This window comes from Serratia sp. BNK-17, assembly GCF_048684935.1.
Taxonomy (GTDB): Bacteria; Pseudomonadota; Gammaproteobacteria; order Enterobacterales; family Enterobacteriaceae; genus Serratia; species Serratia nematodiphila.
In genome coordinates this window covers 2,967,031-2,978,976 of sequence record NZ_JBLQTR010000001.1, presented here as the reverse complement: position 1 = coordinate 2,978,976, position 11,946 = coordinate 2,967,031, and the positions used below count along the sequence as shown (strand labels likewise).

Annotated in this window: 13 protein-coding genes and 2 pseudogenes; 6 read left to right on the top strand and 9 right to left on the bottom strand. The window is 59.3% G+C overall.

The genetic code is table 11. From position 1 onward, the window contains the following. Positions 1 to 8: 8 nt before the first annotated feature. The 4 genes from ACMGF7_RS14100 to dapA all read right to left on the bottom strand — a co-directional run bounded on the left by ACMGF7_RS14100 (position 9) and on the right by dapA (position 3,922). Positions 9 to 878 carry a neutral zinc metallopeptidase gene (locus ACMGF7_RS14100; protein ID WP_420286485.1) on the bottom strand — a complete coding sequence of 290 codons (870 nt, stop codon included), beginning with the start codon at positions 876 to 878 and terminating at the stop codon, positions 9 to 11. 209 nt (positions 879 to 1,087) lie between these two features. Beyond that, on the bottom strand, positions 1,088 to 1,801 hold the full coding sequence (gene purC, locus ACMGF7_RS14095; RefSeq protein WP_004941708.1) for a phosphoribosylaminoimidazolesuccinocarboxamide synthase: 714 nt from the start codon (positions 1,799 to 1,801) through the stop codon (positions 1,088 to 1,090). A 170-nt stretch (positions 1,802 to 1,971) separates the two neighbouring features. Next, entirely contained in the window at positions 1,972 to 3,024 is a 1,053-nt protein-coding gene (gene bamC / locus ACMGF7_RS14090) for an outer membrane protein assembly factor BamC (RefSeq protein WP_015378707.1), read from the bottom strand. 16 nt (positions 3,025 to 3,040) lie between these two features. Continuing rightward, positions 3,041 to 3,922 carry a 4-hydroxy-tetrahydrodipicolinate synthase gene (gene dapA, locus ACMGF7_RS14085; protein ID WP_029988781.1) on the bottom strand — a complete coding sequence of 294 codons (882 nt, stop codon included), beginning with the start codon at positions 3,920 to 3,922 and terminating at the stop codon, positions 3,041 to 3,043. 110 nt (positions 3,923 to 4,032) lie between these two features. Between dapA and ACMGF7_RS14080 the strand changes: the two genes are divergently transcribed. Beyond that, positions 4,033 to 4,638 (top strand): glycine cleavage system transcriptional repressor, encoded by a 606-nt coding sequence (locus ACMGF7_RS14080; RefSeq protein WP_369783268.1) that lies wholly within the window; start codon positions 4,033 to 4,035, stop codon positions 4,636 to 4,638. Positions 4,639 to 4,640: 2 nt separating this feature from the next. Then, on the top strand, positions 4,641 to 5,105 hold the full coding sequence (gene bcp / locus ACMGF7_RS14075; RefSeq protein WP_015378709.1) for a thioredoxin-dependent thiol peroxidase: 465 nt from the start codon (positions 4,641 to 4,643) through the stop codon (positions 5,103 to 5,105). 49 nt (positions 5,106 to 5,154) lie between these two features. On the opposite strand, the gene ACMGF7_RS14070 is transcribed toward bcp, so the two are convergent. Further along, entirely contained in the window at positions 5,155 to 6,231 is a 1,077-nt protein-coding gene (locus ACMGF7_RS14070) for an AI-2E family transporter (RefSeq protein WP_015378710.1), read from the bottom strand. 852 nt (positions 6,232 to 7,083) lie between these two features. On the opposite strand from ACMGF7_RS14070, the gene ACMGF7_RS14065 reads away from it, so the two are divergent. Beyond that, a complete protein-coding gene (locus ACMGF7_RS14065) occupies positions 7,084 to 7,299 on the top strand; it encodes a hypothetical protein (protein ID WP_021504389.1) in 216 nt (71 codons plus the stop codon). 6 nt (positions 7,300 to 7,305) lie between these two features. On the opposite strand, the pseudogene ACMGF7_RS14060 reads toward ACMGF7_RS14065, so the two are convergent. Continuing rightward, a pseudogene (locus ACMGF7_RS14060) lies at positions 7,306 to 7,500 on the bottom strand (hypothetical protein); the annotation flags it as partial. Between ACMGF7_RS14060 and ACMGF7_RS14055 the strand changes: the two are divergent. Then, a pseudogene (locus tag ACMGF7_RS14055) lies at positions 7,485 to 7,913 on the top strand (cupin domain-containing protein); the annotation flags it as partial. The pseudogenes ACMGF7_RS14060 and ACMGF7_RS14055 overlap by 16 nt on opposite strands. 43 nt (positions 7,914 to 7,956) lie before the next feature. Next, positions 7,957 to 8,409, top strand: coding sequence for a GNAT family N-acetyltransferase (locus ACMGF7_RS14050; RefSeq protein ID WP_049242895.1), 453 nt, complete (start codon positions 7,957 to 7,959; stop codon positions 8,407 to 8,409). Positions 8,410 to 8,411: 2 nt separating this feature from the next. Here ACMGF7_RS14050 and ACMGF7_RS14045 read toward each other — a convergent pair whose 3' ends face one another. Further along, positions 8,412 to 9,029: a LysE family translocator gene (locus ACMGF7_RS14045; protein ID WP_004941674.1), complete on the bottom strand. Its 618-nt coding sequence runs from the start codon at positions 9,027 to 9,029 to the stop codon at positions 8,412 to 8,414. 194 nt (positions 9,030 to 9,223) lie between these two features. Between ACMGF7_RS14045 and ACMGF7_RS14040 the strand changes: the two genes are divergently transcribed. After that, on the top strand, positions 9,224 to 9,685 hold the full coding sequence (locus ACMGF7_RS14040) for an Lrp/AsnC family transcriptional regulator (RefSeq protein ID WP_021504394.1): 462 nt from the start codon (positions 9,224 to 9,226) through the stop codon (positions 9,683 to 9,685). Between the two features lie 34 nt (positions 9,686 to 9,719). Here the strand turns inward: ACMGF7_RS14040 and ACMGF7_RS14035 are convergent, their stop codons facing one another. Beyond that, complete coding sequence (locus ACMGF7_RS14035; RefSeq protein WP_015378715.1) at positions 9,720 to 10,928, bottom strand: NAD(P)/FAD-dependent oxidoreductase; 1,209 nt, start codon at positions 10,926 to 10,928, stop codon at positions 9,720 to 9,722. Positions 10,929 to 11,092: 164 nt separating this feature from the next. Further along, positions 11,093 to 11,632, bottom strand: a complete 540-nt coding sequence (locus ACMGF7_RS14030) for an RrF2 family transcriptional regulator (RefSeq protein WP_197763904.1) — start codon at positions 11,630 to 11,632, stop codon at positions 11,093 to 11,095. Positions 11,633 to 11,946: the final 314 nt, after the last annotated feature.

The following is an 11,946-nucleotide window of genomic DNA, read 5'->3' as shown; positions in this document are numbered from 1 at the left end:
TTGAGGCGTTAACGGGATGCAAAGGTGTTGCAGGTATTGGGATCGCCGCTGTCGAAGCCCTGTTTAAACCAGGTGTAGCGCTGCTGCGAAGTACCGTGGGTGAAGCTGTCCGGCACAACGCGGCCCTGGCTCTGCTGCTGCAACCGATCGTCGCCAATCGCCTGCGCGGCATTCAGCGCCGCCTGCAGGTCGCCCTCTTCCAACATCTGCTGCTTCTCGGCGTATTTACCCCACACGCCGGCGAAGCAGTCCGCCTGCAGCTCCATTTTCACCGACAGGCGGTTCACTTCCGCCTGGCTGGCGCCTTGCTGCATCTGGCGCACCTTCGGCTCGATGCCCAGCAGGTTCTGCACGTGGTGGCCGACTTCGTGCGCCACCACATAGGCCTGAGCGAAATCACCGCCGGCGCCCAGCTTGGTCTTCATGTCCTGATAGAAAGACAGATCGATATACACCGTTCTGTCGCCCGGGCAGTAGAACGGCCCCATCGCCGACTGACCGGTGCCGCAGCTGGTGCGCGTTACGCCGCGATACATCACCAGCTTCGGCGGTTGGTAGGTTTTGCCCATGCGCAGGAAAATCTCTTTCCAGTTATCTTCGGTCGAGGCCAGCACCACCGAAGTGAATTTGGCCAGCTCATCGTCTTTCGGACTGATGTTGGCGCTCTGTTGTTGACCCTGCGGTGCGACGTTACCGCCATTCAACAGCGGCGACAGATCGATGCCGTAATAACCGGCCACCAGCACCACCACCAGAATGACGATGCCGCCCTTGCCACCCACCGGCACGCGGAAACCGCCGCCACCGCCGCCCAAACCTGAAGACTGCCCGCGACGATCCTCAACATTGTCACTTTCCCGACGCCCTTGCCAACGCATAAATACACTCCAGATATTTCCCCTGCTCGTTGAAGTTGCGCCGCGATCGTAAGCGCAAAGGCAGCTTCAAGCCTGAGTGGGATAGGTTTTAGTCATCTCACATCCATCATTATAAATGGTCTGCCGCGGAGGAAATGTAGAAATTTTCTGGAAAAACGCAGAATAGCGGGACGATCCGGCCGGATCGCCCCGAATGGCGGTGCCGACGCTTAGTCGAGTTTCACGCCGATGCGGCGCGCCACTTCTTCGTAGGCTTCGATCAGGCCGCCCAGGCTTTGACGGAAACGGTCTTTGTCCATCTTGTCCAGGGTGTTTTTGTCCCACAGGCGGCTGCCGTCCGGCGAGAACTCATCGCCCAGCACGACTTCACCGTTGAACAGACCGAACTCCAGTTTGAAGTCGACCAGGATCAGGCCGGCGTCGTCGAACAGCTGGGTCAACACGTCGTTGGCGCGGTAGCTCAGCTCGCGCATGCGCGCCAGATGCTCTTTGCTCACCCAGCCAAAGGTTTCGCAGTAGGATTCGTTCACCATCGGATCGTGCATGGCGTCGTTTTTCAGGAACAGATCGAACAGCGGCGGGTTCAGCACCAGACCTTCTTCAATGCCCAGACGCTTCACCAGCGAACCGGCGGCGCGGTTGCGGATCACGCACTCCACCGGCACCATGTCCAATTTCTTCACCAGCACTTCGTTGTCGGACAGCAGACGCTCCATCTGGGTCGGGATGCCGGCTTCTTCCAGTTTGCTCATGATGAAATGGTTAAACTTGTTGTTCACCATGCCTTTGCGATCGAACTGCTCAATGCGCTGACCATCCAGTGCTGACGTATCGTTGCGGAACTCCAACACCAACAGATCGGGATTCTCGGTGGTGTAAACGGTTTTTGCCTTTCCGCGATACAGCTCAGCTAGCTTTTGCATCTTACTTACTCCAGTGATGTATCCCCGTTGTCTCCCGAGCGCGGCCCGAAATTAGGGGGTATAGAATTGACCTAATGAATTCTTTGGCGTGCCGGACACTATTGTGCCAAACCTGCGACGCAAACGATACCGTATAGACAAAACAAAAAGGGGCCGAAGCCCCTTTTTGATTAGTTAACGCTGGTTTTGCTGAAGGCTGACTGGAATGCCGCCACCAGTGCGTCGTTTTTCGACTGGGTGAGCGGTTTGCCTTTCGGATCGATGAATTGCAGGCTGGTGCGGTTGTTGAGATCGCCGACCTGCAGTTTGTAATCGCCTTCCGTCAGTTCAGGATCCTTGACGCCCAACGCATCCCAATCGCTGCTGCTCAGGGACTTGTAGGTCACGGCGACGGTGCCCTGCGGACGGCTTCGGTCACCCACTTTCATCCCCAGTTTTTCGAGCGCCGGCGGCAGGCGATCCCACACGACGGTGTACGGGCCGCGCACCACCAGCATCGGCAGGCCGGTATCATCGGCACCGCTCTGCACGTCCAGCGCGCCGAAACGGCTGGCCGTCTGGGAGCTTGCCAGGTTATCCTGCTTGTCCAGGCCTTCGATCAGGGTGTTGATCATCATGCCGTTGTAGCGCTGGATCTCAGACTGATCGGTCACCTGTTCGGTCTTGCCCTGCTGCTGCAGGCCAACGCTTTTCACCACCAGCGCCTGCTGATAGCCCTGCTGCTGCACGCTGATCTGATAACGGCCTTCGTACTGGTTGTCTTCGTCCAGACGGTTCCACTTCACCCAGTCGGTGGTCAGGGTCTGACCGGCGTCCTGACGGGAAGCGATCGCGATGTTCTTCGCCTGCAGCAGGCTGACCACGCGCGACCACAGGTTCTGGTTCTGCGGGCTGTTTTCCAGCAGCAGCGTGCCGCTGTCGCCGGCGTATTGCGCGCGTGAACCGCTCAGCAGCGCCAACGGCTGTACCGGCGGACGAATGTCCAGCTGCTTGCCGACGTTGCCTTGCACCGTTGTGGCCGGCACGTCATAGTTGCCGCTCTGCACCGGCAGGATCATGCCGGACGGCGCGTTCAGCGCCTTGAGCGGAGCCGCGTCGAGGTAGGCCTCGTCGCCGCTGACCTGGCGCTTGTAGCGCTGATCGCTGCTGCAGGCTGCCAGCATCATCACCAATGAGATGCCCACTACTTTTGCTACCGTCGACTTTTGCAATGAATAAGCCATCAAATTTCCCTTAGAGTTACAGCAAACCGACGCTTTTCAGCGCGCGCTCCACCACCGGGCGGGCGGCTTCGCTCAATGGCGTCATCGGCAGACGCAGCGTATCGGTTGCCATCAATCCCAACGCCTTACAGGCCCACTTCACCGGAATTGGGTTTGCTTCTACAAATAGATCCTGATGCAACGGCATCAAGCGCTGATTTAAGCGGCGCGCTTCGGCAAATTTGCCCTGCGCCGCCAGCGCGCAAAGTTGCGCCATCTCGCGCGCGGCCACGTTGGCCGTCACGGAAATCACCCCTTTGCCGCCCAGTTGCATGAAGTCCAGCCCGCTGGCGTCGTCGCCGCTCAGCAAAATGAAATCTTCATCGTCAACCAGCACTTGGATCTGACTAACGCGACTTAAGTTCCCCGTCGCTTCTTTTACAGCAACAATATTCTTGATTTTCGCCAGCCGAGCGATGGTCGGCGGCAGCATGTCGCAGCCGGTGCGCGAAGGCACGTTATACAGGATCTGCGGCAGTTCGGTGCTCTCGGCGATCGCCTTGAAGTGCTGATACAGCCCTTCCTGCGTCGGCTTATTGTAGTACGGCGTTACCGTCAGGCAGCCCACCACGCCGGTGTTGGCGAAGCGAGTGGTGAGCGCGATGGCTTCGGCGGTGGCGTTGGCGCCGGTGCCGGCGATCACCGGAATGCGGCCGTCGGCCAACTCCAGCGTCTGCAGCACCACGTCAACGTGCTCGTCATGGGCAAGCGTTGCGGACTCGCCGGTGGTCCCTACGGAAACGATCGCCGCGGTGCCACTGGCTACATGATAATCGATCAATTTTTTCAGGCTCGCGCGATCGACAGCACCTTTGTCGTCCATCGGCGTAACCAGTGCAACAATACTTCCCGTAAACATTGGCCGTCCCCTCCACAAACAAGTCACTCATGGTACTTTTGCTGCCTATCCAAAAGCAAGCGCACAACCGCGTTGTAAGCGCTTGGCAGGCGGTTTTTTTTATGTTTACCATGGTAACCCCATTAAGCACGACAGGAAGCGCTATTTTGCCTCAGTCAGACGAACACTATCTCGTGATTACCGCGCTCGGCGCCGACCGCCCCGGTATCGTCAATACCATCACCCGCCACGTCAGCAGTTGCGGATGCAATATCGAAGATAGCCGTCTGGCCATGCTGGGAGAGGAGTTCACGTTCATCATGCTGCTGTCCGGCAGTTGGAACGCCATCACCCTGATCGAATCCACCCTGCCGCAAAAAGGCGCGGAGCTGGATCTGCTGATCGTGATGAAGCGCACAAACTCGCACGAAAGGCCGCCGATGCCGGCCACGGTGTGGGTGCAGGTGGAAGTGAAGGACTCGCCGCACATCATCGAACGCTTTACCGATTTGTTCGACTCCAGCCAGATGAATATCGCCGAACTGGTCTCGCGCACGCAGCCGGCGGACGGCGACCTGCCGCCGCAGCTGTATATCCAAATTACCGCCCACAGCTCCGGCGATCGGGACGCCTCAAATATTGAGCAAGCCTTCCATCGCCTATGTACAGAATTGAACGCGCAAGGCAGTATTAGCGTGGTGAACTATCCACAGCATGACGAGAAAGATGGAGAGTAGTGATGAGCCCATTGAAAGCCGGTGATACAGCGCCGAAATTTAGTTTGCCTGACCAGGACGGTGAGGAAATTAATTTGGCCGACTTCCAGGGACAGCGAGTATTGGTCTATTTCTATCCGAAGGCGATGACGCCGGGTTGCACCGTGCAAGCCTGCGGCCTGCGGGACAACATGGACGAATTAAAAAAGGTCGGCGTCGAAGTGCTGGGCATCAGCACCGACAAACCGGAAAAACTGTCGCGCTTCGCCGAAAAGGAGCTGCTCAACTTCACGCTGTTGTCTGATGAAGATCATCAGGTGTCACAACAGTTTGGCGTGTGGGGCGAGAAAACCTTCATGGGCAAGACCTACGACGGCATTCACCGCATCAGCTTCCTGATCGATGCCAACGGCAAGATTGAAAAAGTGTTTGATGATTTCAAAACCACCAATCACCACGACATCGTTCTGAACTACCTGCAGCAGTAATTCTCACGAAGCGCAGCGGCCTGCTGCGCTTCGTTTCTTTTCTTCCCTGTCAGTCGGCCTTGTCTTCCACCTCGACCCGCAGTTCATCCGGCCAGGCATGGATCACCGCCTTCACCAGCGTCGCCAGCGGTATGGCGAAAAACACGCCCCAAAAGCCCCACATCCCGCCGAACACGATCACCGACAGGATAATCACCAGCGGATGCAGGTTGACCGCTTCGGAGAACAAAATGGGCACCAACAGGTTGCCGTCCAGCCCCTGCACCACCAGGTAGGCGACGATCAGCGTCCAGAAATCGGCGCCGACGCCCCACTGGAACAGCGCCACCACCACCACCGGTATGGTGACCAGCACCGCGCCGATGTAGGGGATCAGCACCGAGAACCCCACCAGCACCGCCAGCAGCAGCGAGTAGCGCATGTCCAGCACGGCGAACACCAGGTAAGTCGCCACGCCGACAATCACCATCTCCAGCACTTTGCCGCGAATGTAGTTGGTGATCTGCTGATTCATCTCGTTCCAGACTTGCCCCGCCAGGCCGCGATTGCGCGGCAGCACGCGGCGCACCGCGTTCAGCAGCTGTTCTTTGTCCTTCAGCAGGAAGAACATCATCATCGGCACCAGGATCAGATAGATAGCCAACGTCAGCAGGCCGACCAGCGACGCCAGCGAGAATTTCACCACCGATTCGCCCATGCCGGACAACCGGCTGCGCAGGTTTTCCGCCATCATGTCGATGATGCCGGCATCCACCAGCGCCGGATAACGCTTCGGCAGCGTCGCGGCGAAGTTATAGAACTGATTGAGCATGCCCGGCAGATCGCTCATCAGATTGATGCCTTGCTGCCAGGCGGTCGGCGCGACGACGAACACCAGCAGCATGGCGACGCCCGAGAACACCAGCAGCATGATGCTCGCCGCCCAGGTGCGCGAACAGCCGATGCGCTGCAGGCGCGCGGTCGGCCACTCGAGCAGATACGCCAGCACGATGGCAACCAGCAACGGGGTCAGAATGCCGTGCAAAAAATAGAGAATAAGGAACCCGGCAACCAGGATCACCAGCAGCGCGATGGCCTGAGGATCGGTGAAGCGGCGGCGGTACCACTGTAATAACATCTCCAGCATCAGAGCGGGCTCCTTGAGATTTGGCGGGCGGGCATGGCGATTCCTGTGATGGGCCTGATTAAAGCATAGATAGAACGGGCGCACGCGGGATGTGCAAAGCACTCAGAGTACTCAAAGTTCGCCATACATCAACAGCGATCTGGCTGATTTTATCGCACGGGCAGACGATCGACGCAAAAATCCGCAGACGCGGCGACTGGCTCGATGAGCGGCCCCGAACGGGGCCGCGGAAGATTACAGCGAAGTAGCGACAGAAAGGGGCGAACCGACCGCCAATGCGAACAACAACACACAGCCAATCGCGATCGCCGCCGCCAGATCATTTTTCATTGTCCCGTCCCCTGATGCTTAAACTGGTTATCGTCACGAACTCTGTCGGTTCTACGTTCACGGCCTTTTCCGATGCACGTCATTAAAAACCCCCGCCTAAGCGGGGGAGAAAACGTTCTGGTGCATCAAGTGTTACAAGGAGGTCATGAGGGATTGCTAACCCTAAATGACTATTTCAAGCTAGGATTATTCCCAGAACATGGCAAGCGATCGCGTCGAGGTTATCCGCACTTTGGGATAAACCTCATAAAAAAATCCCGCACGGCAGCGGGATGAAGGGATGATAACGTCATGAATTTTTTATGCGGACAATGAGGCGGTATTGTCGTCATTTGGCGACAATACCGCGCCGGCACGGTGGTCACAAGGGAAATTTGGCCACGGTGAGGAAATCAGAATTTCGCCAATGCCCGCGATCGTGCGCCCGTCAGCATCAACGAAAAAATGGGATTTTCGTCAGACAGCCACCGGGAAAAAACCGGTAGCATGGCCGATATAATCCCAAATGCCGTAGGGGGAAAAATGAACAGCAAACCGTGTGAATTTGATGAAGCCATCTGTCTGGCGATCGGGCGTGGCATTTGCGAAGTCGTCAAGATAGGAGATGAAATCAGCATCTTCTCCCTGCTGGAAGCCATCGAGAGCTTCATCGAACGGCAGGCGCTCAGCGAAAGCGAAATCGCGGCGGCGGACGACGCGCTGGATTTGATCACCGGTTTGGTTCGCCGCCAGTGCTGACGCCTGTTACGAGGCGCGGCCGATGAGCCGTTGCTCTACCGTGACGCCGGGCATCATTTGCCGTAAACCGGCAATCAATTCGTCGCCCGCCTCGTGCAGCGCCGCCAACGGCATCGCCGGCAGGCTATCCAGGATGAACCACATCCGCTCGGCCTCGGCGCTCAACCGGGTTCTGACCCCCTGGCGCCAATCCCAGCATCGCCATCCTGTGCAAGCTCGCGGCGGCGCTGGGCCTGTCGGTGGCGGACATCGTCAACGTCACCCGCGCGCCCGCCGCCTACCTGATTGAAAGCCAAGATATTCCCACGCTGTGGCATGGCGATCGCGGCGGCTCGGCACGTTTGCTCGCGGGCACCCAAGGCCCGAACATGATAGAACTGTGGCGGTGGGAAATGGCGCCGGGGGAAGCCTATGCATCGGGCGGCCACCCGACGGGCACCTTCGAGCTGCTGCACGTTGAGCGAGGCGTCTTGAGCCTTGCCGTCGAACAGACCGAGCTCATGATTGCGCCGGGCTGTTCGGCGGTCGCCAAAACGGACGGCCCACATCGGTACGCCAACGAAGGCGAAGACACGCTAATTTTCACCATGACGGTCGCCGAACTGCACGCCTGAACGGCGACCCTGACCTGAACGCTTGCACAGGAGAAGAGCCATCATGACAACCCCTGCCCCACTGGAGTGGCAGCGTGCGGACTATCTCGTCAGCACCGATCCCGCTCTGCTGGATCTCGATGCCATCCACGCTTTTCTGACCCGTTCGTCATGGGCGGAAGGAATCGATAAAGAAACCGTTCGCCAGTCCCTCGCCCACAGCTTGTGTTTCGGTTTGTATCACGGCGCCAGGCAAATCGGTTTCGCCCGGCTGATCACCGATTACGCCACTTTCGGCTATCTGTGCGACGTGTACGTGCTGGAAACATTCCAAAAAAGCGGGCTGGGCCTGTGGCTGGCGGAATGTTGCCAGGCCCATCCGCTGATGGCGACGCTGAGGCGAGTCATGCTGGTCACCAGCACCGCCCCCTGGCTCTATGAGAAAGTGGGCTATTCGGCCATCAACCGCCCCGACTTTGTCTGGCAGATCGCCCGGCCGGACATCTACCGACGGTAATGCTATTTCAGCGCCTGCTCGGCCAGCAGCCCGAGGGCGATGACGATCATCGCCGCGCCGGAGATGCGCCCCACCACCTTTGCGGCCTGCGGACGCGTGCGCAGCACCGACTGCGAACCAAACCCCACCAGCAGATACACCAGGCCGCAGCTGATCAAATGCACGACGCCCAACGCCAGCATCTGCATCGGCACCGACCATTCGGCTCGGGCGTCGGTAAATTGTGGCAGCAGCGCCAGAAACAGCAGAAACACCTTGGGGTTCAGCCCGCTGACACACACGCCTTTGCCGGCCCAGCGCAGCCAGGAATCAGAACGCTGATCTTCACCGGCGCCGGGCACCGGCGGGTGCAACAGCATGTTGAAACCGATCCACAAGAGGTAAGCCGCCCCCAACAGGGTGAGCGCCGTCAGCGCCAGTGGGTTGCCGACCAGCAGCGCGCCGACGCCCGCCACCACGATCGCAATCATCAACAAATGGCCAAACAGCAAACCGGCGACGGCGGGCACTACCACCCGACCGCGAATACCCGCCGAGATCACATAGGCCCAATCCATACCCGGCGTGATCACCAACAAAATCGACACCGCCCAAAACGCGGCGAACAGAGCGAGCGTCATGCCGGCGCCCTCTCAAACGCACCGCGCCACACCGAACAGAGAACCATTGCGCTTTCCTCGTGGAAGAAGAACGGCCTCCGCCTGCCGCGGGGGCCGTCAAAACCGTTCAACAGATGGCAAGAATATCCTCATGACGTTAAAATGTGCTTTCAATTACTTGCCTTAAATCGGCATAAACGGGGAAATTTTTCCAAATGGATAAGATTGATCGCAAGATTCTTGCTGAATTGCAGACCGACGGCCGGTTGTCGGTGACCGAGCTGGCCGAGCGGATCGGTTTGAGCGTGTCTCCCTGTCACCGCCGGGTGCGGGCATTAGAGGAGTCTGGGGTGATCAGGGGTTACCGCGCCCAACTCGATCCCGGCAGCCTGGGCTATAACTTTTCCGCTCTGGTGTTCGTCACCATGCGCGAAGGCGATCGCCGCGCCGTTGAAACCTTCGAAAACGCCATGGTGGACATTCCCCAGGTGGTGCAAGCACAGCGGTTGTTTGGCGATCCCGACTATCTGCTGCACGTTATAGCCCGCGATCTGCCCGCCTTCCAGCAACTTTACGACGAGAAGCTCTCCGCCCTGCCGGGCGTGCAACGCCTGAGCTCCACGCTGGTGATGAAAACCGTGGTGCCGGAACGCTCGTTCCTGCCGTTGGGAAAATGAGGACGGGAACGTTGCCGCTCCCGTTTTGACGACCTTAAGGCACAATCACGAAATCCGGATTGGCGATGGCGAACAGCGCCTCGCGATCCGCCGCCGGCGGATAAATCCACTGCGTGTTGATCTCCTGCTTAATCTTTTTGCCTTCCTGGCGGGTAAAGCGCACCTGGCGCTGCCAGCCTTCGGTATAGAGCGCGCCCCAGGGCCCCAAATCCAGGCAGGTCACATACTTCGGCTGGCTGTACGGATGCGTCGGCAACCCCGCCAGCTCCGCCGCCGCATTGTGGCCGGCCACGCGGCCAAGGCTCATCGCATGCTGGCAGGTCATCAGGTTGTGATTACCGAGATCGTCGGTCGCCGCCTTCACCGTATCGCCGGTCACGAAAATGCCCGCCGCCGCCGGCGCGCGCAGGAAGGCATCGCCGATCACCCGGCCGCTGCCGTCGCGCTCGCCAGGGATCTGCTCGGTCAGCGGATGCGCCCGCACGCCCGCCGCCAGGATCACCGTGTTGGCAGCGATACGCTCACCGTTCGACAGCATCACCCCCTCGGCGTCGATGGCCGAGACGCGCAGGCCGGCCCGCGCTTCCACGCCGCACTCCGCCAACGCCTGGCGTATCACCGCCCCCGGCTCTGCCCCCATCCCCGCGCCTACTTCCGGCGCGGTATCGACGATCACCACGCGCACGTTCTCGTCTTTGCCCAGCGCATCCCGCAGCCGCTGCGGCATCTCCGCCGCGCTCTCCAGCCCGGTCAGCCCCGCGCCCACTACCACGGCAGTGTTGCGCGCAGGCGTCGAAGGTTTGGCCGCCAGCGCATTGATATGGGCGCCCAAACGCTGAGCGCTTTCCAGCGTATCGACGTTGAAACCGTATTCGGCAAAGCCCGGCACCGCAGGCACGGACAGCCGGCTGCCGGTGGCCCACACCAAACGATCGTAGGCCAACTCAAGGGGTTCCCCCGCCGTCGGCGCCACCGTGAGCGTTTTAGCAGCGGCATCGATACGCTCAACAACCCCGGCCAGGTGCCGCACGCCAACGGCGGCGAGCTGCGCGGAAATGTCCGGGTTCATGTTTTCCAACACCGCTTCATACAGGCGCGGGCGGATGGTGACCGTTGGGGTCGGCGAGACCATGAGCACCTCGATATCGTCATGCTTACCGGCGAGGGTAATGGCGCGCATGGCGGACACGGCGGCCCAAAAACCGGCAAAACCGGAACCGGCAATCACTATTTTTTGCGTCATGAGATGACTCCTTCATACAGGGTTAACCGGGCGATAAGGCTTGCCCGCAGTGTTTTCGGATGAACGATGCCGTTCCGCTCCCGTAACAGGGTGCAGAAGGCCCGCCCGCCCCTTCCGAAGAGGCGGGAAAAAGTGTGTTTCGCTTTTTTAAGGAAAGGCGGAGCTTAGGTTTTGGCCCGCGCCGTTTTGCCGCTGCGCGCGGTGCGTTCCGTCATGCGTTCGTCGAGCCAGAGGTTGACCTCACCGAAGAAGCCTTGCGGCGCTTTGCGGCCAAAGCGGGCCGCGACGTCGCCGAGGGTCTGCGCCGCCAGCGCATCGCGCATCGCCTTCTCCGCCTGCAGCATCACCGCATGGATAGCGCATTTGCCGGAGATCGCCCAATCCGGCGGGGAATTATCGAACACCGCACAGCGCCCGCGCACCTCCTGGCAATCGAACAGCGGCTTGTGCCCCTCGATGGCGTCGATAATTTCCAGAAAACTGATCTCGTCCGCCGGACGGGCCAGCCGGTAACCGCCGCGCACCCCTTCGCTGGCGGCGACGATCCCCGCCTTTTCCAGCTTGGGAAAAATCTTGGCCAGAAAGCTGGGGGAGATGCCTTGCAGCTCGGCGAGTTCGCGGCTGCTGAGCGCGCGCTGGTTATCGCCGACCAGCCACAGCAGGCAGTGGATGCCATATTCAACGCTGGTTGTGATGTACGCCATATGTCCGTTTTCGACCGTCAGTGAATCTTCAATAACGCAGACTATATGAGTCTGCGTTTATCTTGTCAATAAAACACGGATCAAGTTTGTCCTCGTTTTATTCAAAATGCATGTCGCCAGCGACGAATAAGCGCCCTTCAAAATGAAAAATAAAACTTTTTTGCTCGATTCGCGCTCGGCTAACGTTTCCTTGTCGCCTGCGGCTGACTATGATGTGATGGGTGCCGCCGCCGCGGTTTGTGAGCCGCCGCACTTTCGCGCGGATTGCGCCGCGGGAATAAAGAACTCTTGTCTGCTGCTGACGTCTTAGAAAT

Coding starts and splice junctions, on each gene's coding strand:
- bcp (WP_015378709.1), top strand. CDS start 4,641: ATGAGCCCATTGAAAGCCGGTGATACAGCGCCGAAATTTAGTTTGCCT.
- ACMGF7_RS14045 (WP_004941674.1), bottom strand. CDS start 9,029: ATGACGCTCGCTCTGTTCGCCGCGTTTTGGGCGGTGTCGATTTTGTTG.
- ACMGF7_RS14050 (WP_049242895.1), top strand. CDS start 7,957: ATGACAACCCCTGCCCCACTGGAGTGGCAGCGTGCGGACTATCTCGTC.
- ACMGF7_RS14100 (WP_420286485.1), bottom strand. CDS start 878: ATGCGTTGGCAAGGGCGTCGGGAAAGTGACAATGTTGAGGATCGTCGC.
- ACMGF7_RS14080 (WP_369783268.1), top strand. CDS start 4,033: ATGGTAACCCCATTAAGCACGACAGGAAGCGCTATTTTGCCTCAGTCA.
- ACMGF7_RS14065 (WP_021504389.1), top strand. CDS start 7,084: ATGAACAGCAAACCGTGTGAATTTGATGAAGCCATCTGTCTGGCGATC.
- ACMGF7_RS14030 (WP_197763904.1), bottom strand. CDS start 11,632: ATGGCGTACATCACAACCAGCGTTGAATATGGCATCCACTGCCTGCTG.
- ACMGF7_RS14040 (WP_021504394.1), top strand. CDS start 9,224: ATGGATAAGATTGATCGCAAGATTCTTGCTGAATTGCAGACCGACGGC.
- ACMGF7_RS14070 (WP_015378710.1), bottom strand. CDS start 6,231: ATGCTGGAGATGTTATTACAGTGGTACCGCCGCCGCTTCACCGATCCT.
- ACMGF7_RS14035 (WP_015378715.1), bottom strand. CDS start 10,928: ATGACGCAAAAAATAGTGATTGCCGGTTCCGGTTTTGCCGGTTTTTGG.
- bamC (WP_015378707.1), bottom strand. CDS start 3,024: ATGGCTTATTCATTGCAAAAGTCGACGGTAGCAAAAGTAGTGGGCATC.
- dapA (WP_029988781.1), bottom strand. CDS start 3,922: ATGTTTACGGGAAGTATTGTTGCACTGGTTACGCCGATGGACGACAAA.
- purC (WP_004941708.1), bottom strand. CDS start 1,801: ATGCAAAAGCTAGCTGAGCTGTATCGCGGAAAGGCAAAAACCGTTTAC.